Source organism: Streptomyces vietnamensis (assembly GCF_000830005.1).
GTDB classification, from domain to species: Bacteria; Actinomycetota; Actinomycetes; order Streptomycetales; family Streptomycetaceae; genus Streptomyces; species Streptomyces vietnamensis.
Map to the genome: position 1 here is coordinate 2,274,738 of NZ_CP010407.1, position 22,909 is coordinate 2,297,646.

General features: G+C 71.3%; 20 protein-coding genes. 6 read left to right on the forward strand and 14 right to left on the reverse strand.

Features of this window, described 5'->3' with window-relative positions:
• Positions 1 to 115 precede the first annotated feature (115 nt).
• The 5 genes from SVTN_RS10020 to SVTN_RS10040 all read left to right on the forward strand — a co-directional run bounded on the left by SVTN_RS10020 (position 116) and on the right by SVTN_RS10040 (position 6,139).
• Complete coding sequence (locus SVTN_RS10020) at positions 116 to 1,441, forward strand: DUF2252 domain-containing protein (RefSeq protein WP_041128764.1); 1,326 nt, start codon at positions 116 to 118, stop codon at positions 1,439 to 1,441.
• Positions 1,442 to 1,501: 60 nt separating this feature from the next.
• Positions 1,502 to 2,188: a hypothetical protein gene (locus tag SVTN_RS10025; protein ID WP_041133749.1), complete on the forward strand. Its 687-nt coding sequence runs from the start codon at positions 1,502 to 1,504 to the stop codon at positions 2,186 to 2,188.
• Between the two features lie 54 nt (positions 2,189 to 2,242).
• Positions 2,243 to 3,058 carry a DsbA family protein gene (locus tag SVTN_RS10030; RefSeq protein ID WP_041128765.1) on the forward strand — a complete coding sequence of 272 codons (816 nt, stop codon included), beginning with the start codon at positions 2,243 to 2,245 and terminating at the stop codon, positions 3,056 to 3,058.
• A 143-nt stretch (positions 3,059 to 3,201) separates the two neighbouring features.
• Positions 3,202 to 4,851 carry an alkaline phosphatase D family protein gene (locus tag SVTN_RS10035; protein WP_041128766.1) on the forward strand — a complete coding sequence of 550 codons (1,650 nt, stop codon included), beginning with the start codon at positions 3,202 to 3,204 and terminating at the stop codon, positions 4,849 to 4,851.
• A 328-nt stretch (positions 4,852 to 5,179) separates the two neighbouring features.
• A complete protein-coding gene (locus SVTN_RS10040) occupies positions 5,180 to 6,139 on the forward strand; it encodes a zinc metalloprotease (RefSeq protein ID WP_041128767.1) in 960 nt (319 codons plus the stop codon).
• Between the two features lie 86 nt (positions 6,140 to 6,225).
• Here SVTN_RS10040 and SVTN_RS10045 read toward each other — a convergent pair whose 3' ends face one another.
• From SVTN_RS10045 to SVTN_RS10070, 6 genes are all read right to left on the reverse strand, one after another.
• The gene (locus SVTN_RS10045) at positions 6,226 to 6,795 is read right to left on the reverse strand and encodes a dienelactone hydrolase family protein (RefSeq protein WP_041128768.1); all 570 of its coding nucleotides are present in this window, start codon (positions 6,793 to 6,795) and stop codon (positions 6,226 to 6,228) included.
• A gap of 52 nt (positions 6,796 to 6,847) precedes the next feature.
• A complete protein-coding gene (locus tag SVTN_RS10050; RefSeq protein ID WP_041128769.1) occupies positions 6,848 to 8,434 on the reverse strand; it encodes a Na+/H+ antiporter in 1,587 nt (528 codons plus the stop codon).
• A gap of 94 nt (positions 8,435 to 8,528) precedes the next feature.
• On the reverse strand, positions 8,529 to 8,996 hold the full coding sequence (locus tag SVTN_RS10055) for a GNAT family N-acetyltransferase (RefSeq protein ID WP_041128770.1): 468 nt from the start codon (positions 8,994 to 8,996) through the stop codon (positions 8,529 to 8,531).
• The gene (locus SVTN_RS10060; RefSeq protein WP_041128771.1) at positions 8,993 to 9,934 is read right to left on the reverse strand and encodes an RluA family pseudouridine synthase; all 942 of its coding nucleotides are present in this window, start codon (positions 9,932 to 9,934) and stop codon (positions 8,993 to 8,995) included. Before SVTN_RS10060 ends, SVTN_RS10055 begins: the two co-directional genes overlap by 4 nt.
• A 52-nt stretch (positions 9,935 to 9,986) precedes the next feature.
• Positions 9,987 to 10,571, reverse strand: coding sequence for a signal peptidase II (gene lspA / locus SVTN_RS10065; protein ID WP_041128772.1), 585 nt, complete (start codon positions 10,569 to 10,571; stop codon positions 9,987 to 9,989).
• Between the two features lie 80 nt (positions 10,572 to 10,651).
• A complete protein-coding gene (locus SVTN_RS10070; protein WP_041128773.1) occupies positions 10,652 to 11,542 on the reverse strand; it encodes a TraR/DksA family transcriptional regulator in 891 nt (296 codons plus the stop codon).
• Between the two features lie 582 nt (positions 11,543 to 12,124).
• Between SVTN_RS10070 and ileS the strand changes: the two genes are divergently transcribed.
• On the forward strand, positions 12,125 to 15,262 hold the full coding sequence (ileS, locus tag SVTN_RS10075; RefSeq protein ID WP_041128774.1) for an isoleucine--tRNA ligase: 3,138 nt from the start codon (positions 12,125 to 12,127) through the stop codon (positions 15,260 to 15,262).
• Positions 15,263 to 15,745: 483 nt separating this feature from the next.
• On the opposite strand, the gene SVTN_RS10080 is transcribed toward ileS, so the two are convergent.
• From SVTN_RS10080 to murG, 8 genes are all read right to left on the reverse strand, one after another.
• Complete coding sequence (locus SVTN_RS10080; protein ID WP_041128775.1) at positions 15,746 to 16,861, reverse strand: DivIVA domain-containing protein; 1,116 nt, start codon at positions 16,859 to 16,861, stop codon at positions 15,746 to 15,748.
• 67 nt (positions 16,862 to 16,928) lie between these two features.
• On the reverse strand, positions 16,929 to 17,219 hold the full coding sequence (locus SVTN_RS10085) for a YggT family protein (RefSeq protein WP_017238790.1): 291 nt from the start codon (positions 17,217 to 17,219) through the stop codon (positions 16,929 to 16,931).
• An 80-nt stretch (positions 17,220 to 17,299) separates the two neighbouring features.
• Positions 17,300 to 17,920 (reverse strand): cell division protein SepF, encoded by a 621-nt coding sequence (locus SVTN_RS10090; protein ID WP_030693462.1) that lies wholly within the window; start codon positions 17,918 to 17,920, stop codon positions 17,300 to 17,302.
• A gap of 122 nt (positions 17,921 to 18,042) precedes the next feature.
• Complete coding sequence (locus SVTN_RS10095) at positions 18,043 to 18,762, reverse strand: YggS family pyridoxal phosphate-dependent enzyme (protein ID WP_041128776.1); 720 nt, start codon at positions 18,760 to 18,762, stop codon at positions 18,043 to 18,045.
• On the reverse strand, positions 18,759 to 19,499 hold the full coding sequence (pgeF, locus tag SVTN_RS10100; protein ID WP_041128777.1) for a peptidoglycan editing factor PgeF: 741 nt from the start codon (positions 19,497 to 19,499) through the stop codon (positions 18,759 to 18,761). The genes SVTN_RS10095 and pgeF overlap by 4 nt, the downstream gene beginning before the upstream one ends.
• Complete coding sequence (gene ftsZ / locus SVTN_RS10105; protein ID WP_041128778.1) at positions 19,496 to 20,710, reverse strand: cell division protein FtsZ; 1,215 nt, start codon at positions 20,708 to 20,710, stop codon at positions 19,496 to 19,498. Before ftsZ ends, pgeF begins: the two co-directional genes overlap by 4 nt.
• 279 nt (positions 20,711 to 20,989) lie before the next feature.
• Entirely contained in the window at positions 20,990 to 21,793 is an 804-nt protein-coding gene (locus SVTN_RS10110) for a cell division protein FtsQ/DivIB (protein ID WP_041128779.1), read from the reverse strand.
• Between the two features lie 28 nt (positions 21,794 to 21,821).
• Positions 21,822 to 22,907 (reverse strand): undecaprenyldiphospho-muramoylpentapeptide beta-N-acetylglucosaminyltransferase, encoded by a 1,086-nt coding sequence (murG, locus tag SVTN_RS10115; RefSeq protein ID WP_041128780.1) that lies wholly within the window; start codon positions 22,905 to 22,907, stop codon positions 21,822 to 21,824.
• Between the last annotated feature and the right edge of the window lie 2 nt (positions 22,908 to 22,909).

The following is a 22,909-nucleotide window of genomic DNA, read 5'->3' on the forward strand; positions in this document are numbered from 1 at the left end:
GTCTACGTCGGCCGACTGACAGAACGCGGGCACTCAGGAGTACGGTCGCGCGTTGGAGGACCGGGAACACCTGTCCCATTTGTCATAAGCAGTCTTGCACCAGGAGGCACCCTCGATGTCGGTCCCGCAGCCCACCGCAGCCGAGCGCGGTGAGCACATCCTCGCCGTCTTCGACACCGCCTTCGGCGAGCTCCTCGCCGCCGACCCCGCGGCCTTCCGCGTCAAGTTCCGGAAGATGGCCGGCTCCGCCTTCGCCTTCTACCGGGGCACGGCCTGCCTGTTCTACTCCGACCTGGAGCGGGAGACCCACGGCGGCCCGTACCTGGACGAGCAGACCGGCCGGGTCTGGATCCACGGCGATCTCCACGCCGAGAACTTCGGCACGTACATGGACGCCAACGGACGCCTCGTCTTCAACGTCAACGACTTCGACGAGGCCTACGTCGGCCCCTTCACCTGGGACCTGAAGCGGCTTTCCGCCTCCCTCGCCCTCATCGGCTACGCCAAGGCGCTCAGCGACGAGCAGATCACCGAGCTCGTCCGGATCTACGCGGGCGCGTACCGGGAGCGGATACACGCCCTCGCGACCGGCGCCAAGGGCGACGACGTCCCCGCCTTCACCCTGGAGACCGCCGACGGGGCGCTGCTCGGCGCCCTGCGCGAGGCCCGGGCACTGACCCGCTTCGGGCTGCTCGACTCCATGACCGAGATCCGCGAGTTCGAGCGCCGCTTCTCGGCGGGCGCGGGCACGATCGAGCTGGACGCGGCCACCCGGTACAAGGTCCTCGCGGCCTTCGACGGCTACCTGGAGACCCTGCCGGAGTCGAGCCTGGCCCGCCCCGACTCGTACCGGGTGAAGGACGTCGTCGGGCGGCGCGGGATCGGCATCGGCTCGGCCGGCCTCCCCTCGTACAACATCCTCCTGGAGGGCAACAGCGACGCCCTGGAGAACGACGTCGTGATCTACCTCAAGCAGGCGCAGACCCCGGCGGTCTCCCGGCACGTCACGGACGCGGCGGTACGGGAGTACTTCCAGCACGAGGGCCACCGCACCGTGATCTCGCAGCGGGCGCTGCAGGCGCACGCCGACCCGTGGCTCGGCTGGACGGAGCTGGACGGGGCGGGCCAGCTGGTCGCCGAGGTGTCGCCGTACGCGGTGGACCTGGACTGGTCGGACATCGACGACCCGCGGGAGATCGCGGCCACCGTCGCCGACCTGGGCCGGGCGACGGCCACGATGCACGCGGCGGCGGACGACTCCAGCGGCCACTCCCTGGTCCCGTTCTCGACGGAGCGGGCCATCGACGCGGCGATCGCCGCCGACGAGGAGGGCTTCGCCCAGCTCCTGGTCGACTTCGCGCACTCCTACGGGGCGCGGGCGCGGGCGGACCACCAGATCTTCGTGGACCTGTTCCGCAACGGCCGGATCCCGGGGCTCTAGCAGGACGCACAGCTTGTCCTTAGAGACCTCTTACGGGTCGGCATGGGACACTCCACGACGATGGACATGGCAGGGACGCAGCTGAGGGCGCTGCGGGCGGCGTTCTTCACGGCACTGGTCGTGACGCTGTCCGTGGCGTCCCACGTGCTGCTCTCCCGCGTGTCGCTGCCGCTCGGGACGGTCGTCCCGGTCGCGGTCGGCGTCTTCGCCGTGGCGTACGCGCTGGCCGGCCGCGAGCGCGGCCTCGGCCCGATCGCCGGGCTCCTCGTCCCGCTGGAACTGGCCGCCGACACGCTCTTCACCAGCGGTCAGGCGGTCTGTTACGGCCCCGCCGGCGGCCCGGTCGCCGGTTCGCTGCGCTCGGTGGGCGTGGACGTGTTCTGCGGCGGCGCCGTGGGCACGCCGCTGCCCGGCGTGGTGACCCCGGAGAGCGGGAGCGCCGCCGCCCTGCTCGACTCCCCCGACCCGGCGCTGCCGTGGCTGCTGCTCCTGGCCCATGTGGGCGTGGGGCTCTCGGCGGCCTGCTGGCTGCGCGGCGGGGAGCGGGCGCTCGCCCGGCTGCTCCGCGCGGTGGAGTCCTTCGCGTTCCGGCCGCTGCTCCTGGTGGCGGCCTTCTTCCGGGCCGCGGGTCCGGCGCCGCGGCGGGCCGGCCGGCCCGCCGACCGGCCCCGCTCCTCCCGTGCCCGGCTCCTCGTGCACTCCGTCGGGCGGCGGGGGCCGCCGCGTCCGGTGCTCGCTCTCGTCTGAGCGGGCCCCGACGCGTCCCCCTGCCCTTCCCCACCTTCCACGGAGAACACGATCATGAGTGCACGCAACAGCCACGCCAACAAGGCCGCCGCCCGCGAGCGACTGCGCGAGGAGCGCGAGCGCCAGGCGAAGAAGGACCGGGCGCGCCGGCAGCTGATCGTCGGCGTCTCGGCCGTGGCCGTCCTGGCCGCCGCCGGCGGCATCGGCTACGCGGTCGTCCAGTCGAACAAGCCCACCCAGTGGGAGGCGGCGGCCGACGCGAAGAACGTGACGGCCCCGAAGAACACCACGGGCACGGACGGCACGACCGTCGTCATCGGCAAGGACTCCGCGAAGAAGACCCTCGAGCTGTACGAGGACTCGCGCTGCCCGGTCTGCGCGACCTTCGAGCAGACCGTGGGCTCCACGGTCGAGAAGGACGTCGAGGCCGGCAAGTACAAGATCCGGTACGTCGGTGCCACCTTCATCGACAACGGCATCCCGGGCGAGGGCTCGAGGAACGCCCTGTCGGCGCTCGGCGCCGCGCTGAACGTGAGCCCGGAGGCCTTCCTCAAGTACAAGGCGGCGCTCTACTCCGCGAAGTTCCACCCGGAGGAGAAGGACGACAAGTTCGCCAAGGACTCCTACCTCCTGGAGGTGGCGGACTCCGTCCCGGCCCTCAAGGGCAACGCCGAGTTCAAGAAGGACGTCGAGGACGGCACCTTCGACGCATGGGCGATGAAGATGTCGAAGGCCTTCGACGCCAGCGGGGTGAAGGGCACCCCGACGCTGAAGATGGACGGCAAGGCGGTCACGACGCCGGGCACGACCAACCCGCCGATGACGGTGGCCGAGTTCGACACGGCGATCGACGCGGCCCTCAAGGCCTGACGCCCCATCGCTCCGCGACGGCCCCGGACCGCTTCGGTCCGGGGCCGAGGCGTACCCGGCGCAGGCGTCCGGGGGGCGACGAGTGGGCGAACTTCCGGCTGGGGGCTGCCCCTCGGGCATACTCGTCAGTAATCTGACTGCCCGTGACCAGTCGCTTCATATCCGCCGCCCCCACGCGGCGCGCCGTCGTCAAGGCCGCCGCAGTCACCGCCGTCGCCACGCCCGCCCTGCTGGGCGCGGCCTCCCCGGCGCTCGCGGACTCCGGGGCACCCGCCTTCCTCCACGGCGTCGCCTCCGGCGACCCGCTGCCCGACGGCGTCCTGCTCTGGACGCGCGTCACCCCCACCCCCGAGGCCGTGCCCGGATCCGGTCTCGGTCCCGACGTCCAGGTCGGCTGGGAGCTCGCCGAGGACCGCGCCTTCGCCAGGGTCGTCGCCTCCGGCACCACCACGGCGAGCGCCGCCTCCGACCACACGGTGAAGGCCGACGTCCGGGGCCTGCGCCCGGCCACCGCCTACTGGTTCCGCTTCACCGCGGGCGACGCCGTCTCCCCGAGCGCCCGCACCCGCACCGCGCCGGCCGCCGACTCCGCCGCGCCCGGTGTCCGCTTCGGCGTGGTCTCCTGCTCGAACTGGGAGTCCGGCCACTTCTCCGCGTACCGCCATCTCGCGGCCCGCTCCGACCTGGACGCGGTCCTCCACCTCGGCGACTACATCTACGAGTACGCCAGTGGCGCCTACCCCGAGGCGAAGTACGTCGTCCGGCAGCACGAGCCGCGCCACGAGATCGTGTCCCTCGCCGACTACCGGACCCGGCACGGGAAGTACAAGACGGACCCCGACCTCCAGGCGATGCACGCGGCGCACCCGATCGTCGCCATCTGGGACGACCACGAGTTCGCCAACGACGCCTGGTCGGGCGGGGCCGAGAACCACACCCCCGGCACCGAGGGCGACTGGGCGGCCCGGGTGGCCGCCGCGAAGCAGGCGTACTTCGAGTGGATGCCGGTCCGCACCTCCACCGAGGGCACGGTCTTCCGACGTCTGCGCTTCGGCAAGCTGGCCGATCTGCATCTGCTCGACCTGCGGTCCTTCCGGTCCGCGCAGGCGAAGGCGGGCAGCGGCACGGTCGACGACCCGGAGCGGTCCATCACCGGTCGCGCGCAGCTGGACTGGCTGAAGGCGGGTCTGGCCGGTTCGGACGCGACCTGGCAGCTGGTCGGCACCTCGGTGATGATCTCGCCGGTCGCCTTCGGCTCCCTGCCGGCGTATCTCCTGGAGCCGCTGGCCGAGTTGCTCGGCCTGCCGAAGGAGGGGATCGCGGTCAACGTCGACCAGTGGGACGGCTACACGGACGACCGCAAGGAGCTGCTCGCGCACCTGACCGAGCGGGCGATCCGCAACACCGTCTTCCTGACCGGTGACATCCACATGGCCTGGGCCAACGACGTGCCGGTGAAGGCCGCGACGTATCCGCTCTCGGCCTCGGCGGCGACCGAGTTCGTCGTCACCTCGGTGACCTCGGACAACCTGGACGACCTGCTGCACGTGGCCCCGGGCACGCTCTCGGTGGTGGCCGCGGGCGCCGTGAAGGCCGCCAACCGCCATGTGAAGTGGGTGGACATGGACCACCACGGGTACGGAGTGCTCGACGTGACGGCCGCGCGTTCGCAGATGGACTACTACACGGTCTCCGACAAGCGGGATCCGGCCGCGACGACGGCCTGGGCGCGCTCGTACCGGACGCTGAGCGGAACGCAGCGCGTCGAGCGGGTGTACCAGCCGGTTCTCTGATCGACATCTCAACGGCGATTTTCAGCCATGATCCCCTTTGTTAACAGGGGATCACATCGCTACGGCGGGTGGCGGGTTCCGGAGATCGAATCCGGACACACCACCCGCCTCTGCCACCTCCTTCGTTACCTCCACGTCTCAAACCCTGGAAGTGGCAGAAGTTTTTCTTCCCGATGACCCGAATTGCCCCATGAATGATTTGGCTTGATCGCTTCTCGGCGACCTCTGACATGGACGCGTAATCTCCCCGGCGTGGCGAGGAAGTTCCTCCCCCACCACCCCCCGCGAGGAGTCACCCGTGCGTGCTCTTGTCCGTATATCGCCGCGCATGTCCCGTCGTATGCTCGGCACCGCCGTGATGGCCGGAACCCTGGCCCTGGCCCCGCTGTCCGCCCCGGCGGCCACCCCGTCGACCACCACGCTGGCCTCGGCCGAGAAGTGCGCGGACGGCGCCACCGCCCTGTCCGGCGCCCGCAAGGCGAAGGGGAACTCCACCAAGGCCGAGCCCAACGCCCTCACCGCCGCCCAGGCCAAGGCCATGGACGACGACCTGAAGAAGAAGGTCGCCGCCGCCCGGAACTCCGGCCGCATCGGCTCCTCCTCCCTCACCGCCGGCGCCACCATCCCCGTCTACTTCCACGTGATCCACAGCGGCACGACGGGCAAGCTCAGCGCCACGGCCATCAACAACCAGCTGGCCGTCCTGAACGCCGCCTACGCGGGCCAGGGCACCGGCAACGTGAACACGGGCTTCCAGTTCTCGCTGGCCGGCACGGACTACACGGACAACGCGACCTGGTACAACCTCTCCGACGGCACCCAGGCCGAGAAGGACATGAAGACCGCCCTGCGCAAGGGCGGCGCCAACGCGCTGAACATCTACACCGCCAACCTCGGCGGCGGCCTGCTCGGCTGGGCGACCTTCCCGTCCTCGTACAAGTCCGCCCCGAACATGGACGGCGTCGTCATCCTCGACGCCTCGCTCCCGGGCGGCTCCGCGGCCAACTACAACGAGGGCGACACCGCCACCCACGAGGTCGGCCACTGGATGGGCCTCTACCACACCTTCCAGGGCGGCTGCACGGGCAACGGCGACTACGTCTCCGACACCCCGGCCGAGAAGAGCGCCGCCTTCGAGTGCCCGACCGGCCGTGACTCCTGCACCTCCAAGCCCGGTGTGGACCCGATCCACAACTTCATGGACTACACGTACGACTCCTGCATGTACCAGTTCACCGCGGGCCAGGTGACCCGCATGAACGACGCCTGGACCGCGTACCGCGCCTGACGGCCCGTCCGCGCGAAAAGGGGTGTGGCCCCGGGGAGTTCCCCGGGGCCACACCCCTTTTCCGTACGCCCGTACGCCCGTGCGCCCTACAGGCTGTCGATGAAGGACAGCGCGACCGACCAGGTCCGCTCCGCCGCCTCCGCGTCGTAGTCCGGCAGCTCCGGGTCCGTGTAGATGTGCCCCGCGCCCCGGTAGCGGTAGATCTCCACGTCCGCCCCGGCCTTGCGCATCTGCAGGTACCAGGAGGACAGCCAGTCGTCCGTCTCGAAGGGGTCCGGCTCGGCCACGTGCAGCTGCACCGGCAGCTCGTCCACCGAGGCGGACTCCGCGATGTCCGAGGTGCCGTGGAGCAGCAGCAGCCCGCGCGCCTTCTCGTCGCCGAGCGCCAGGGTCTGCGCGATCGAGGCCCCGAGGGAGAGGCCCATGTAGACCAGGCCCCGCTCGGAGTACGGCGCGGCGGCCAGGACCGCCCGCTTCAGCAGTTCGTCCTTGCCGATCTCGTCCCGGAGCGCCACGCCCTCCTCCACGGTCTTGACCGTCCGGCCGTCGTAGAGGTCCGGCGTCCAGACCTGGTGCCCGGCCTCACGGAGCCGCTCGGCGGCCGCCTCGACGGAAGGGGTCAGCCCGTAGGCCGAGTGGAAGAGCATGATGTCCATGCGTCCCATCCTGCCACCCGGCACCGACGGGACCGGGCAGGCCCCGGAGGCGTCAGCGCATGCTGCGCACGTCCAGGTGGCGCAGCACCCGGTCCACCACCTCGGGGTCGGCGCCGGGTTCGCTGCGGGCCGCGAGGACCTCGTGGCGGGCGGCCGACATCAGCTCCCGCTGGATCCGCTGCACCGCCTTGAACCGCTTCGTCCGCTCCACGAAGGCGGCCCGCCGCTCGTCGTCCACCATGTCGGGGCTGATCCGCGCCCCGATGTCGTACGCCCCGCGCAGCAGCCGCTCCTGGACCTCCTCGGGCAGCTCCTCGAACTCCTCGATCTCCTTGAGCCGGCGCTTGGCCGCCTTCGCGGCCCGGATCGCGAGCTCCCGCTCCAGGGCGCGCTCGGTCTCCGTGTCGGCCCGCACCCCGAGCCGCCTGACCAGCCAGGGCAGGGTGAGGCCCTGGACGACGAGAGTGGCGATGATCACACAGAAGGCGATGAAGACGATCTCGTCGCGGCCGGGGAAGGGCGCGCCGTCGTCGGTGGTGAACGGGATGGCGAGGGCCAGCGCGACGGAGGCCACCCCGCGCATCCCCGCCCACCACATGACGACGGTCTCCCGCCAGCTCATCGGGATCTCCTCGTCGACGTCCCGGAGCGTGTGCAGCTTCTTCGCCAGCCAGGTGGCGGGGAGCAGCCAGAGCAGCCGGACGCCGACGACCACGCCGACCACGGCGGCGCCCCAGCCGAGCATCTCCCAGCCGCGCCCCTCGGCCACCCCGAAGACGTGAATGAGCTCCAGGCCGATGAGGCCGAAGGCGATGCCGGTGACGAGGGTGTCGACGATCTGCCAGAAGGTCTGCCCGGCGAGCCGGCCCATGACGTCGTCGGCGTCGGCCGCGTGCTCGGCCAGGAAGAGCGCGGTGACCAGGACGGCGAGGACGCCGGAGCCGTGCAGTTCCTCGGCGAGGACGTAGCTCACGAAGGGGACGAGGAGGGTGAGGCCGGTCTGCAGGGTGGCGTCGCCGAGGAGTCCGATGAGCTTGTTGGAGAGCCAGCCGAGGGCCAGGCCGACGAGCACGGCGACCACGGCGGACAGCACGAACTCGCCGAGCGCCTCGGGCCAGGAGAAGGAGCCGCTGACGACGGCGGCGATCGCCACGTGGTAGAGCACGATCGCGGTGACGTCGTTGAAGAGCCCCTCGCCCTCCAGGATCGACACGAGCCGGCGGGGCAGCCCGAGCGAGCCGGCCACGGCGGTCGCGGCGACCGGGTCCGGCGGCGCGACGAGGGCACCGAGCGCCAGCGCCGCGGCCAGCGGAAGGCCGGGCACCAGCGAGTGGGCGACCGCGCCGACGGCGGCCGTGGTGACGAAGACCAGGGCGACCGCGAGCAGGAAGATGGGCCGCCTGTTGGCCGCGAACTGCCGCCAGGAGGTCCGCTGCACGGAGGCGTACAGGAGCGGCGGCAGCACCAGCGGGAGGATGAACTCCGGCGGGACCTCGACGTTCGGTACGAAGGGCAGGAAGGCCAGCACGATCCCGACGAGGGTCATCAGGACGGGCGCGGGCAGTCCGAGCCGTTCGCCGAGGGGCACGGTGAGCAGGGCGCCGAGGAGCAGCAGGAAGAGCAGGGCCAATTGATCCACGGCCCCACCCTGTCACGTACGCCCGTTTTGGAGGCAATCGCCCCCGGTGTCTGAGGGCCTCGCCCCCGGTGTCCGAGGGCATCGCCCCCGGGGCCTACAGGACCCTTCGCATCGCCCGGTGCGGCATCCCCGCGTCCGGGAACTCGGGGCCGTACGCCACGTACCCGAGCCGCTCGTAGAAGCCCAGCGCGTGGGTCTGCGCGTGCAGGTCGACCGCGGCGAGCCCGCGCTCGCGGGCCGCGTCCTCGATGGCCCGCACGAGCGCCGCGCCGACCCCGAGGCCGCGGGCGGCCTTGGTCACCGCGAGCCGCCCGAGGGAGCCCACCGAGGCGTCGGCGCCGGTCTTGCCGGTCGCGTCCGCCCCGTGCAGCAGGCGCCCGGTGCCCAGCGGGACGCCGTCCGCGCGGATCGCGAGCACGTGCACGGCGGTCTCGTCGTACGTGTCGTACTCCAGCTCACGCGGCACGCCCTGCTCGTGGACGAACACGTCGCGGCGCACTTCGAAGCAGGCGTCGCGGTCCTCGTGACCCACCGCCTCACGGACGGTGTACGCGGCGGTCACTGGCTCTCCGAGGCGATCCGGTCGAGGGCCTTCTGCAGGTCCTCGGGGTAGGTGCTGGAGAACTCGACCCAGGACCCGTCGCCCGGGTGCTCGAAGCCGAGGCGGACGGCGTGCAGCCACTGCCGGGTCAGGCCGAGGCGCTTGGCGAGCGTCGGGTCGGCGCCGTAGGTGAGGTCGCCGACGCAGGGGTGGCGGTGGGCGGACATGTGCACCCGGATCTGGTGGGTGCGGCCCGTCTCCAGCTTGATGTCGAGCAGCGAGGCCGACCGGTACGCCTCGATGAGGTCGTAGTGCGTGACGGAGGGCTTGCCGTCGGCGGTGACCGCCCACTTGTAGTCGTGGTTCGGATGCCGGCCGATCGGCGCGTCGATGGTGCCGCTCATCGGGTCCGGGTGGCCCTGGACGAGCGCGTTGTAGCGCTTGTCGACCACGCGCTCCTTGAACTGGCGCTTGAGCGAGGTGTACGCGTACTCCGACTTGGCGACCACCATCAGACCGGAGGTGCCGACGTCGAGGCGGTGCACGATGCCCTGGCGCTCGGCGGCGCCGGAGGTGGAGATGCGGTAGCCGGCGGCGGCGAGGCCGCCGATGACCGTGGTGCCGGTCCAGCCGGGGCTGGGGTGCGCGGCGACGCCGACCGGCTTCATGATCACGACGATGTCGTCGTCGTCGTGGATGATCTCCATGCCCTCGACGGGCTCGGCGACGATCTGCACGGGCGCGGCCGCGCCCGGCATCTCGACCTCGAGCCACGCGCCGCCGCTGACCCGCTCGGACTTGCCGACGACGGAGCCGTCGACCTGGACCTTCCCTGCGGCGGCCAGCTCGGCCGCCTTCGTACGGGAGAACCCGAACATACGGGCGATGGCGGCGTCGACGCGCTCGCCCTCCAGGCCATCGGGAACGGGCAGCGTGCGGATCTCGGGACTCGTGCTCACCCGTCGAGTATGCCTTGTGCGGAAGACAGCTTGTCTTCCGCACGGGTCGGGCTCAGTCCTTGTGGACGGTGCCGTCGGGGTCCAGGCCCCGGAACGACAGCAGGACGATCAGGATGCCGCCGCAGACGATCGCCGAGTCGGCGAGGTTGAAGACGGCGAAGTGCGCGGGGGCGATGAAGTCCACGACCGCGCCCTCGAAGACGCCCGGCGAGCGGAAGATCCGGTCCGTGAGGTTGCCGAGCGCCCCGCCGAGCAGCAGGCCGAGCGCGATCGCCCAGGGCAGGCTGTAGAGCTTCCGCGCGAGCCGGATGATCACGACGATCACGGTGGCCGCGATGCAGGTGAAGATGATCGTGAAGGCCTCGCCCATGCCGAAGGCGGCGCCCGGGTTCCGGATGGCGTCCAGCCGCAGCAGGTCGCCGACCAGCTCGATCGGCTCGTGGCCCTCCAGCTTGGCGACCACCAGCATCTTGCTGCCGAGGTCGAGCAGATAGGCGAGGACGGCCACGACGAAGAGGGCGACGATCCTGCGCCTGCCCTTCGGCCGCTCCTCGGGAGCGGCCGTGCCGTCGGGGGCGGCCGTCTCGTCGGCCCCTGCTGAATCCGGCGTACCGATGATGCGCTCCGCCTCTGCCACGTGAGTGAGTCCCTCGACCTCGATGCCTGACCGTGCCCCGAGCGTACGGCACAGGCGTACGGGACCGGCAGCCGAGATCGTCAGCCGCGCCGCTCCTGCCGCTGTTTGTCCTCGACGCAGAGCGTGGCCCGCGGGAAGGCCTGCATCCGCGCCTTGCCGATCGGCTTGCCGCACACCTCGCACAGGCCGTACGTGCCCGCGTCGAGCCGCTCCAGGGCGTGCTCGGTCTGTTCCAGCATCTCCCGGGCGTTCGCCGCCAGGGCCAGCTCGTGCTCGCGCGTGATGTTCTTGGTGCCGGTGTCGGCCTGGTCGTCCCCGGCGCCGTCTCCCGAGTCCCGCATCAGGCCGGTCAGCTCCTCCTGGGAGTGGACGAGCTCGCTGCGCAGCCGCAGCACCTCCGACTGGAGCCCGCTGCGGGCCTCCGCGACCTCCTCCGGCGTCCACGGCTCCTCACCGGGACGCACCGCGAGCTCACCGGCCCGCGCCGGGGGCACCGCCGCCTCGTCGCCGACGGTCGTGACGCCACCCGCGGTCTTCTTCGCTGCCACCGTCCTGGCTCCTGTCTGCTTCTTCGCGGCGGGCGCCTTCCTGGCGGCCGCCTTCTTCGCCACGGCCTTCCTGGCGGGCGTCTTCGGGGCGGAGGCCTCGTCGGCGGGGTCCGCCGCACCGGCCTTCTTCGCGACGGCCTTCTTCGCGACGGCCTTCTTCGCGACGGCGTCCTTCGGGGCGTCTCCCGGGGCCGCGTCCTCCGGGGCGGCGTCCTTCGGGGCCGCGTCCTCGGCGACCGTCTTCCGGGCCACGGCCTTCTTGGCCGGCGTCTTCTTCGCGACCGTCTTCCGGGCCGGCGCCCTCTTCGCGACCGACTTCCCGTCGACCGCCGACTTCTTGCCGGCCACGTCCTTGGCGACCCCGGCCGCACCGGTGGAACCGGCGACCGAGGTCTTCTTCGCGGCGGTCTTCTTCGCCACCATGTCGCGGCCCCTTCACATTTTGTGATCTTGCTCGCGAATCGTGCTGGGACGATAAATCGGCCCAAGGCCCGCGGCAACGGGGCACGCCGCCGTTCCCACCCGCCCCCGCTCCCCACGGGGCGGGCCTGCCTCCGTTGTGCCCAGCTCCCCGCCCGGTTATCCGTCCCGCCCCTCCCCCACATGGCCGCAACGGAACTCCGGCCCGCCCCGTATGGCCATTCGGGTCACGCGAAAACCGGTCTGCCACCCTGCGCCGCGCCCCGTACACTAAGGGGGTGCCCCCTCGCTCGAGCGCAGCCGAGAGCTTGGGGGAGGAGCGAAAGGCTTGGATGGGGACGAGTAGCGTCGCAAGCAGCCATGAGCGACCCGGGGACGGTGAGAGCCCGGGGGCGAGCCCGATGTGAAGCATCACCCCGGAGCCGTCGGAAGAAAGCCGCACGACAGCGCGGTGACTAGACCCGGCGTCGCGACCCCAATGAGGGGGCTCAGGACGATCACGTCCGGGGCCAAGGAGGGTGGTACCGCGGGAGCAGTGCTCTCGTCCCTCCGACGGAAGAGAAACCGTCCGCCGGAGGAAGATCGATGTCGCAGTACCGCCAGGTGCCCGCCCAGGTCGACCTGCCCGCGCTGGAGCACGACGTGCTCGATTTCTGGCGCGAGAGCAAGGTCTTCGCGAAGACCCTTGAGCAGTCCGAGGGACGCCCCGAGTGGGTGTTCTACGAGGGCCCGCCCACCGCCAACGGCATGCCCGGCGCCCACCACATCGAGGCCCGCGTCTTCAAGGACGTGTTCCCCCGCTTCCGGACCATGCGCGGCTACCACGTGGCCCGCAAGGCCGGCTGGGACTGCCACGGCCTGCCGGTCGAGCTCGCCGTCGAGAAGGAGCTCGGCTTCTCCGGCAAGAAGGACATCGAGGAATACGGCATCGCGGAGTTCAACGCGAAGTGCCGCGAGTCCGTGACCCGTCACACCGACGCCTTCGCCGAGCTCACGACCCGCATGGGCTACTGGGTCGACCTCGACGACGCGTACCGGACCATGGACCCCTCGTACATCGAGTCGGTCTGGTGGTCGCTCAAGCAGATCTTCGACAAGGACCTCCTGGTCCAGGACCACCGCGTCGCCCCCTGGTGCCCCCGCTGCGGCACCGGCCTCTCCGACCACGAGCTGGCGCAGGGCTACGAGACGGTCGTCGACCCCTCGGTCTACGTCCGCTTCCCGCTGACCTCCGGCCCGCTCGCCGGCAAGGCGGCGCTCCTGGTCTGGACGACGACCCCGTGGACCCTGGTGTCCAACACGGCGGTCGCCGCCCACCCCGAGGTGACCTACGTGGTCGCCACGGACGGCGACGAGAAGCTGGTCGTCGCGGAGCCGCTCCTGGAGAAGGCGCTCGGCGAGGGCTGGGTGACCACGGGCGAGTCCTTCACGGGCAAGGACATGGAGCGCTGGACCTACCAGCGCCCCTTCGAGCTGGTCGACTTCCCGGACGAGGCGCACTACGTCGTCAACGCCGAGTACGTCACCACCGAGGACGGTACGGGTCTGGTCCACCAGTCCCCCGCCTTCGGTGAGGACGACCTCAAGGTCTGCAAGGCGTACGGCCTGCCGGTCGTGAACCCGGTCCGCCCCGACGGCACCTTCGAGGAGGACGTGCCGCTGGTCGGCGGCGTCTTCTTCAAGAAGGCCGACGAGGCGCTCACCGCCGACCTGGACGCGCGCGGCCTGCTCTTCAAGCACATCGCGTACGAGCACAGCTACCCGCACTGCTGGCGCTGCCACACGGCCCTGCTCTACTACGCGCAGCCGTCCTGGTACATCCGTACGACCGCGGTCAAGGACCGCATGCTGGCGGAGAACGAGAAGACCAACTGGTTCCCGGACTCGGTCAAGCACGGCCGCTTCGGCGACTGGCTGACGAACAACGTCGACTGGGCGCTCTCCCGGAACCGCTACTGGGGCACCCCGCTGCCGATCTGGCGCTGCGAGGACGACCACCTGACCTGCGTGGGCTCGCGCGCCGAGCTCACGGAGCTGACGGGCACCGACCAGTCGGAGCTCGACCCGCACCGCCCGTACATCGACGCGGTCACGTTCCCGTGCCCGAGCGAGGGCTGCGGGAAGACCGCCACGCGCGTGCCGGAGGTCATCGACGCCTGGTACGACTCGGGCTCGATGCCGTTCGCGCAGTACGGCTACCCGTACCAGAACAAGGAGCTGTTCGAGAGCCGCTACCCGGCGCAGTTCATCTCCGAGGCCATCGACCAGACCCGCGGCTGGTTCTACACGCTGATGGCGGTCGGCACCCTCGTCTTCGACAAGTCCTCGTACGAGAACGTGGTCTGCCTCGGCCACATCCTCGCCGAGGACGGCCGGAAGATGTCCAAGCACCTGGGCAACATCCTCCAGCCGATCCCGCTGATGGACCAGCACGGCGCCGACGCGGTCCGCTGGTTCATGGCGGCCGGCGGCTCCCCGTGGGCGGCGCGTCGCGTCGGCCACGGCACGATCCAGGAAGTCGTCCGCAAGACCCTCCTCACGTACTGGAACACGGTCGCCTTCCAGGCGCTGTACGCCCGTACGTCCGGCTGGGCGCCGAGCGCGGCGGACCCGGCGCCGGCCGACCGCACGGTCCTGGACCGCTGGCTCCTGAGCGAGCTGAACACGCTGGTCGCCGAGACGACCGAGGCGATGGAGTCGTACGACACCCAGCGCACCGGCAAGCTGATCTCGGCCTTCGTCGACGACCTCTCCAACTGGTACGTGCGCCGCTCGCGCCGCCGCTTCTGGCAGGGCGACGCCTCCGCGCTGCGCACGCTCCACGACGTCATCGAGACGGTCACCCGCCTGATGGCCCCGCTGACCCCGTTCATCACCGAGCGGGTCTGGCAGGACCTGGTGGCGCCGGTGACGCCGGACGCCCCGGAGTCGGTCCACCTGGCCACCTGGCCCGAGGCGGACGCCACGCTGATCGACGGCACCCTCTCGGAGCAGATGCTCCTGGTCCGCCGCCTGGTCGAACTCGGCCGCGCCACCCGCGCCGAGTCCGGCGTCAAGACCCGCCAGCCGCTGTCCCGCGCGCTGGTCGCGGCGACGGGCTTCGCGGCGCTGTCACCGGAGCTCCAGGCCCAGATCACGGAAGAGCTGAACGTCTCGTCCCTGGCGTCCCTGTCGGAGGTCGGCGGCTCGCTCGTCGACACGACGGCCAAGGCGAACTTCCGGGCCCTGGGCAAGCGCTTCGGCAAGGGCGTCCAGGACGTGGCGAAGGCGGTGGCCGCGGCCGACGCGGCGGCCCTCTCGCTGGCCCTGCGCTCCGGCGAGGCGACGCTCTCGGTGAACGGCGAGGAGATCACCGTCACCCCGGAGGAGATCATCATCACCGAGACCCCCCGCGAGGGCTGGTCGGTCGCCTCGGACTCGGGCGCGACGGTCGCCCTGGACCTGGAGATCACCCCGGAGCTCCGTCGCGCGGGCCTGGCCCGTGACGCGATCCGCCTGATCCAGGAGGCCCGCAAGAACAGCGGCCTGGACGTCGCGGACCGCATCGCGCTGCGGTGGTCGTCCACGTCTCCGGAGACGACGGAGGCCCTGACGGCCCACGCGTCCCTGATCGCGGACGAGGTCCTGGCGACGGACTACGCGCAGGGCGAGCCCGACGCCGCGTACGGTCCCGCCTTCGAAGACGAGGGCCTGACCCTCACCTTCGCCCTCCGCAAGGCGTAACCCCCCCGAAGGGCCCGACACCAACCCCGGTGCCGGGCCCTTCGCCGTACCCCCGCCGTTGCGGGCCGCGCCCGCCCGTTGTGGGCAATCGTTCCGCTGGAGCGGAACGGGTGGGCACAACGGACCCGCGCCCTGCCGGCGCCAGAGGCTTCCGCGCCCGAACCCGCACCACGTCGTGCGGCGCCACTGGGGTGCGGGTCCAGGCGCGGAACGCGGAGGCGCCGCTGAAGGGCGCCGCCCCGTGTGCCCACCCGTCCCGCCCCAGCGGGACGATTGCCCACACGGCAGCGGGTGCGGGCCCCACGCGGGGGCGGGGCGCAGGCCCGGCCCGGCGCGGGTCCGCGCGGGCGCGGGGCGTAGGCGCAGGTGGGGGTGGGGCCGTGCCGGGCGGGGGCCGGGACGCCGAAGGGCCGGCTCCTCCAGGGGAGCCGGCCCTTCAAGACTGCCGACGGCTACGTGCTCAGCACGCGTGCGCCCGCCGCCTCAGTTGTCGTCCTCGTCGATCAGGAAGCCCCGCATCGGCGCCGGCGCCTGCTGCATCGGCTGGGGCGCCTGCGGCCGGACCGGAGCCATCGGCTGGGTCATCGCCGGGGACATCTGCTGCTGGCCGCCGTAGGAGGGGGCACCGCCCATGGACGGCGCACCGCCCATCGCGCCGTTGCCGCCGTAGGACGGCGCGCTCGCGCCCGCCGAGGCCATCGACGGGGCCGGCGGCAGCGAGGCCGTGGCCGGGGTGCGCGGCGGGGCCAGCGAGTCGTCCGCCTGGGTCTCCAGCTGACGCAGCTGGGACTCCAGGTAGGACTTCAGACGCGTGCGGTACTCGCGCTCGAAGCCGCGCAGGTCCTCGACCTTGCGCTCCAGCGTGGCGCGGGCGGACTCGAGGGAGCCCATCGCGACGCGGTGCTTCTCCTGCGCGTCCCGCTCAAGAGCGTCCGCCTTGGCGCGGGCGTCCCGCTCCAGGCCCTCGGCGCGGGAGCGCGCCTCGCCGACGATCTTGTTGGCCTCGGAGCGCGCCTCGGCGATCGCCTGGTCGGCGGTCTGCTGGGCGAGCGAGAGGACACGCGCGGCACTGTCGCCACCGGGGCCCTGCTGCGGCTGCTGCATCTGCGGCGGCTGCATCTGCTGCTGCTGCGGGTGACCCATGGGGCCGCCCTGCATCGGGCCGGGACCCATCGGTCCGCCCTGCATGGGGCCGCCCTGCATCGGGCCGGGGCCCATGGGCCCGCCCTGCATGGGGCCGCCCTGCATGGGGCCGGCGGGAAGCGCGGGGGCACCGGACGGCAGCTGCGGCGGACCCATCTGCGGCTGCTGCTGCTGAGGGGCCGGCGGTCCGGATATGGCGGCGGGCACGGGCGCGCCGGGACCGACGGGACGATCCTGCGGCTCCGGGGGCTTGCGCATGCCCTGCTGCTGGTTCTGCGCGGCGGCACGCGTCGCGGCGGCCAGCTTGGCGCGCAGGTCCTCGTTCTCGCGGAGCAGGCGGGTCAGTTCGGCTTCGACCTCATCGAGGAAGGCATCGACCTCGTCCTCGTCATAGCCTTCTCGAAGGCGGACGGTCGTGAACTGCTTGTTCCGCACGTCCTCGGGGGTCAGCGGCATCTCTTCTTCACCTCTACGTAGTCGTCGGCAGTCGGCAAGACCGTATCGTCCACTCGTTCCTCCACCATCACCTCGCGAAGCTGCTCACGATGGAGATCAGGATGTAGACGATGATCATCAGAACGAAGAAGGACAGGTCGAGTGCCACGCCCCCGAGACGCAACGGCGGGATGAGTCGCCGCAGAAGCTTGAGCGGTGGATCGGTGACAGTGTAGGTGGCCTCAAGGACGACCACCATCGCCTTACCGGGTTGCCATGAACGGGCGAACTGGAAGACGTAGTCCATGACAAGCCGGACGATCAGGAGGACGAGGAAGCACATCAGCACGATGTAGACCACCTGCAGTGCGACGCCCATCCCGCGCTTCCCTCTCCCCTGGCTTTCGTGCTCTCGCTTGTCCGGCCGCTTCGCGACCGGTCCGTCCGGTTCTCGTGTTCTCAGCTCTGGTTGAAGAATCCGCCCTCTGCGATCCGGGCCTTGTCCTCCGCCGTGACATCGACGTTAGCAGGCGACAACAGGAACACCTTCTGCGTCACGCGCTCAATGCTGCCATGGAGCCCGAAGACGAGTCCGGCGGCAAAGTCGACAAGTCGCTTCGCGTCCGTGTCGTCCATCTCCGTGAGGTTCATGATCACCGGGGTGCCCTCACGGAAGTGTTCCCCGATGGTACGGGCCTCGTTGTAGGTCCGCGGGTGCAGCGTGGTGATGCGGTACGGCTCCCGCTCGGACACGACCTTGGGCATGATCACCGGTGCGTTCTTCTCCAGGCTCGGGCGTTCGGGTGTGATGGATGCCACGGGGGCAATTCGGGCCGGACGTCCGCTTTCGGCGAGTACCGGGACAGAGTGGGCGATCGGCTCCCGGGGGGCCGGAGGCTGCACCACTCGGACCGGCTCCTCGCGCTCCACCTGACGCGGGGGGGTGTGGCGCCGGTCGCGCTCGGGCTCCGGCTCCAGCTCGGGTTCGAAGTCGTCGTCGGGGTCGAAGCCCCGGCCGTCGTACCCATCGTCCTCCACGAGGCCGAGGTAGACCGCCATCTTGCGCATCGCGCCGGCCATTCTCTGAGTCCTCCGCTCTGTGGTGGATCGGCCTTGTCACCAAGTGCCGGCGATCCACGGGCCACTCCGCCGTTCTGCGGAATGACCATATTTTCTGCTGTGGTCCGACTTGCTTCGCGACGTTACCCGAGCTTCGGGCGGACGCCGAGTACCGCCGTACCGACGCGTACGTGTGTCGCCCCGGCAGCGACGGCCTCCTCGAGGTCCGCACTCATCCCTGCTGACACCATGTTCGCAGCCGGACGGGTCGCGCGCAGGGCAGTCGACAAATCCATCAGCCGATCGAAGGCGGCGCGTTGCCGGCCCGCGTACTCCCCGGCGAGCGGGGCGACGGTCATCAGTCCGTCGAGCCGCAGCCCGGGCGCGGCGTCCACGGCCGCGGCCAACTCCTCGATCCCGTCCGGCGCGACACCGCCGCGGTCGCCCCGCTCGCCGGACTCGGCGTCGAGCGCGACCTGGATCAGACAGCCGAGCTCGCGCCCCTCCTTCTCCGCGGCCGCGGAGAGAGAGGAAACGAGCTTCAAGCGGTCGACGGACTGCACCACATCGGCATAACCCGCCACGGATCTGACCTTGTTGGTCTGCAACTGACCCACGAAGTGCCAGCTCAGATCGAGGTCGGCACAGGCCGCCGCCTTCGGGGCGGCGTCCTGGTCCCGGTTCTCGGCGACGTGCCGCACACCGAGTTCGTGCAGGATCCTCACGTCGCTCGCGGGGTAGGTCTTGGTGACCACGATCAGGGTCACCTCCTCCCGCGCGCGTCCGGCGGCGGCGCACGCGGCGGCGATGCGCTCCTCCACCGCGGCGAGGTTCGCGGCGAGTTCCGACTTGCGATCCGTCATGTCTCTTCTCGGTTCAACCAGACATATCCCGCGAGTCGCCCTGTGGTGCGATCGCGGCGGTACGAGTAGTGGTCGCGCGATTCCAGGGTGCAGACCCCGGCGTCCTCGACGTCCCGGACCCCGAGCCGCTCCAGTTGCGCGCGCACTCCGGCGGCGACGTCGACGGCGGGGGTGCCCCAGGAGGTCTCCGCGTACGCGGCCGGTTCGACGGCGGCGACCTCGGCGCGCATCTCCTCCGGCACTTCGTAGCACCGGCCGCAGACGGCGGGTCCGGTGCGGGCGGCGATCCGGGCGGGGTCGGCACCGAGCTTCACCATCGCCGCGACGGCGGCGGGGACGACTCCGGCGACCATGCCGGGCCGCCCGGCGTGGGCGGCCGAGACGACTCCGGCGACGGGGTCGGCGAGGAGGACGGGCACGCAGTCCGCGGTGAGGACGGCGAGACCGAGGCCGGCCCTGGCGGTGACGATCGCGTCGACGGACGGGATCTCCGCGTCCCCCCACGGGCCGTCGACCTCGGCGACCTCGGCGCCGTGGACCTGGTTCATCCAGACCACCCGCGCCGGGTCGAGCCCGAGGGCTCCGGCGGCCGCCGCCCGGTTGGCGAGGACGGCCGCGGGCTCGTCCCCGACCGCTCCGCCGAGGTTGAGCTCCTCGTACGGAACGGCGCTCACCCCGCCCCACCGGTCGGTGAAGGCGAAGTGGGCGCCGTTCGCGTCGAAGCGCTGTCCTATCACTTCAGGAAGTCCGGGACGTCCAGCTCCTCGGCCTGGCTGTCCGCGTACGGACGGGCCGGCGGGACGACCGGCGGTACGGGCGCCGGCGGGACCTCGTTGACGACCGGGGCGGGCTCGACCGGGATCGGGGCCGGCTCCTCGCGCGGGGCGACCGTGCCGAGGCCGCCCAGCGGGCGGGGGGTCTCGGTGATGCGGGGTGCCGGGGCCGGCTCCTCGCGCTTGGCCGAGACCGAGCCGATGATGTTGTCCCGGCGGGCCGGCGGCTGGCCGCCGTCGAAGCCGGCCGCGATGACGGTGACCCGGACCTCGTCGCCGAGGGCGTCGTCGATGACGGCGCCGAAGATGATGTTGGCCTCGGGGTGGGCCGCCTCGCTGACCAGCTGCGCGGCCTCATTGATCTCGAAGAGGCCGAGGTCGCTGCCGCCGGAGATGGAGAGCAGCACGCCGCGGGCGCCGTCGATGGAGGCCTCCAGGAGCGGCGAGGAGATCGCCATCTCGGCCGCCGCCACCGCGCGGTCGTCGCCGCGGGCGGAGCCGATGCCCATGAGCGCCGAACCGGCCTCGGACATGACCGACTTGACGTCGGCGAAGTCGAGGTTGATCAGACCCGGGGTGGTGATGAGGTCGGTGATGCCCTGGACACCGCTCAGGAGGACCTGGTCGGCCGACTTGAAGGCGTCGAGCACGGAGACCTGGCGGTCCGAGATCGAGAGCAGCCGGTCGTTGGGGATGACGATGAGGGTGTCGACCTCTTCGCGGAGCTCGGCGATGCCGTCCTCCGCCTGGTTGGCGCGACGGCGGCCCTCGAAGGTGAACGGGCGGGTGACCACGCCGATCGTCAGGGCGCCGAGCGAGCGCGCGATGTTGGCGACGACGGGCGCGCCGCCGGTGCCGGTGCCGCCGCCTTCGCCGGCGGTGACGAAGACCATGTCGGCCCCCTTGAGGACCTCCTCGATCTCCTCACGGTGGTCCTCTGCCGCCTTGCGACCGACGGCCGGGTTGGCCCCGGCCCCGAGGCCGCGGGTGAGTTCACGGCCGACGTCGAGCTTGACGTCGGCGTCGCTCATCAACAGCGCCTGTGCGTCGGTGTTGATCGCGATGAACTCGACGCCCTTGAGGCCGACCTCGATCATTCGGTTGATGGCATTGACACCACCGCCGCCGACACCGATGACCTTGATGACTGCGAGGTAGTTCTGCGGTGCTGCCACGTCGAAGGCCTCTCGCCTCGAGTTACGTGTCGTCGCTGCGCGGTTGGTCGCGCCGCTCCGACGGATGCCGATTGGGACGGTCCGAAACGCCGACCCGAACCCTAACGTTGAAGTTTAGGGTTACCAGTGTCTCTGTTCGTAGGACTCTTCCGAACAGGACACTAAGTCGACAAGTGGCGCACGTTCAACGAACACGCCGAACCTCCCGTTTTTCTTTTCACCCTATGTGATCACCCGTAGCGGTGGCCAACCCAGGGTGCTGACCGGCGAAGATGCCCGTCAACTTCCCGACGAGGCGGGCGCCGTGGGGGCACTTACGTCGAAGTGCCCCGCTTTGGGAGTGGCCTTCATGAGGGCGGTCAGCACCCGGGCCTTGACCGGGCCGTGCTCACCGCTGCCCCAGAAGACCGTTCGGCCCCCGGTCAGCTCCAGAGTGACGGAGTCGTACGAGGTGATGCGTACGACACGAGCGTCCCGGGCGATCTCCGCCGGGAGTTCACCCCGGACGCGGACCGCCTCCTGGAGCAGTCGGTCCGCGCCGAAGCGGCGGAGGCTCGGCGAGGAGGCGCTGTCGAGGACGAGCCGGGGGACGCCGCGCGGAGCGGTGTCGACGGTGGCGAACCGCATGCCCGTCGAGTCCACTTCGGTGAACTTTCCGCCCTTTTCGACAAGAAGAACAGGCTGCCGTTCCGTCACTTTCAGCCCGATTCCGTGCGGCCATGACCGCACCACGTCGATCGACTCGATGCGCGGCAGTCTCTGCCGGAGCCGGGCCTCGATCGCGTCGGTGTCGACGGTGACGAGCGGGGCGCCCATCGGGACGGCGGCGACGGTCTCGACCTCCGCCGGTGTCAGAACCCGGGTGCCGGAAGTCTTCACATGTTCCACACGGAACCAGGTGGATCCGTAGAGCGCCCAGACCCCGCCGGCCACGAGCACGACGAGACCGAACACCACGAGGAGCACCCGGGGCGCGGGTACCCGGAACCGCCGGTTCCGGGTACCCGCGCCGGACGACCGCCCCGACGACCCCTTCGACTTGCTCGTGCCGCTCTTCTCCGCGGTCGTCGGTCCGGCTGCCACCGGGCGCCTCCTGCCTTCAGCCGCTGCGCTAGCGGGCGGCGATCGCCTCGTACACCATGCCGACGAGCAGGTCGTCGGCGTCCCGGCGGCCGAACTCGGCGGCGGCGCGGGACATCTCGTACAACCGGTGCGGATCGGCCAGTACGGGCAGGACGTTGCCCTGCACCCACTGCGGCGTCAGCTCCGCGTCGTCGACGAGGAGTCCACCGCCGGCCTTGACCACCGGCTGGGCGTTGAGCCGCTGTTCGCCGTTGCCGATGGGCAGCGGGACGTACGCGGCGGGCAGCCCGACGGCGGAGAGCTCGGCGACGGTCATCGCGCCCGCGCGGCAGAGCATCATGTCGGCCGCGGCGTACGCGAGATCCATCCGGTCCACGTACGGTACCGGCACGTACGGCGGCATACCGGGCATGTTGTCCACGCGCGGCATCTCGTTCTTCGGGCCGACCGCGTGCAGGATCTGGATGCCGGAGCGCTGGAGCACCGGGGCGATCTGCTGGATCACCTCGTTGAGCCGCCGGGCGCCCTGGGAGCCGCCGGAGACGAGCAGCGTCGGCAGGTTCGGGTCGAGGCCGAAGGCGGCGCGCGCCTCGGGCCGCACCCGCGCCCGGTCGAGGGTCGCGATGGTGTGCCGCAGCGGGATGCCGATGTAACGGGCGTTGCGGAGCTTGCTGTCCGGGGTGGCGACGGCGACCCCGGCCGCGTACCGCGAACCGATCTTGTTGGCCAGGCCGGGCCGGGCGTTGGCCTCGTGGACCACGATGGGCACCCCGAGGCGCTTGGCCGCGAGATAGCCCGGCAGGGCCACGTAGCCGCCGAAGCCGACCACGCAGTCCGCCTTGGTGCGCTCCAGGACCTGCTCGGCCGCCTTGATCGTGCCGCGCAGCCGCCCGGGGACGGTGATCAGCTCGGGGGTGGGCTTGCGGGGCAGCGGCACGGCGGGGATGAGCGCCAACTCGTAGCCCCGCTCGGGCACGAGCCGGGTCTCCAGACCCTTCTCCGTGCCGAGCGCCGTGATCCCCACGCTGGGGTCCTGCCTGCGCAGGGCGTCCGCGAGGGCGAGCGCGGGCTCGATGTGGCCGGCGGTCCCCCCACCGGCGAGTACGACATGCACCG

What these genes read in the sequence shown, in the direction of transcription:
- ileS (WP_041128774.1), top strand. Translation starts at nt 12,125, where the DNA reads ATGTCGCAGTACCGCCAGGTGCCCGCCCAGGTCGACCTGCCCGCGCTG.
- SVTN_RS10040 (WP_041128767.1), top strand. Translation starts at nt 5,180, where the DNA reads ATGTCCCGTCGTATGCTCGGCACCGCCGTGATGGCCGGAACCCTGGCC.
- SVTN_RS10045 (WP_041128768.1), bottom strand. Translation starts at nt 6,795, where the DNA reads ATGGACATCATGCTCTTCCACTCGGCCTACGGGCTGACCCCTTCCGTC.
- SVTN_RS10020 (WP_041128764.1), top strand. Translation starts at nt 116, where the DNA reads ATGTCGGTCCCGCAGCCCACCGCAGCCGAGCGCGGTGAGCACATCCTC.
- SVTN_RS10080 (WP_041128775.1), bottom strand. Translation starts at nt 16,861, where the DNA reads ATGCCGCTGACCCCCGAGGACGTGCGGAACAAGCAGTTCACGACCGTC.
- SVTN_RS10030 (WP_041128765.1), top strand. Translation starts at nt 2,243, where the DNA reads ATGAGTGCACGCAACAGCCACGCCAACAAGGCCGCCGCCCGCGAGCGA.
- SVTN_RS10090 (WP_030693462.1), bottom strand. Translation starts at nt 17,920, where the DNA reads ATGGCCGGCGCGATGCGCAAGATGGCGGTCTACCTCGGCCTCGTGGAG.
- SVTN_RS10085 (WP_017238790.1), bottom strand. Translation starts at nt 17,219, where the DNA reads ATGGGCGTCGCACTGCAGGTGGTCTACATCGTGCTGATGTGCTTCCTC.
- SVTN_RS10095 (WP_041128776.1), bottom strand. Translation starts at nt 18,762, where the DNA reads ATGACGGATCGCAAGTCGGAACTCGCCGCGAACCTCGCCGCGGTGGAG.
- SVTN_RS10070 (WP_041128773.1), bottom strand. Translation starts at nt 11,542, where the DNA reads ATGGTGGCGAAGAAGACCGCCGCGAAGAAGACCTCGGTCGCCGGTTCC.
- SVTN_RS10025 (WP_041133749.1), top strand. Translation starts at nt 1,502, where the DNA reads ATGGACATGGCAGGGACGCAGCTGAGGGCGCTGCGGGCGGCGTTCTTC.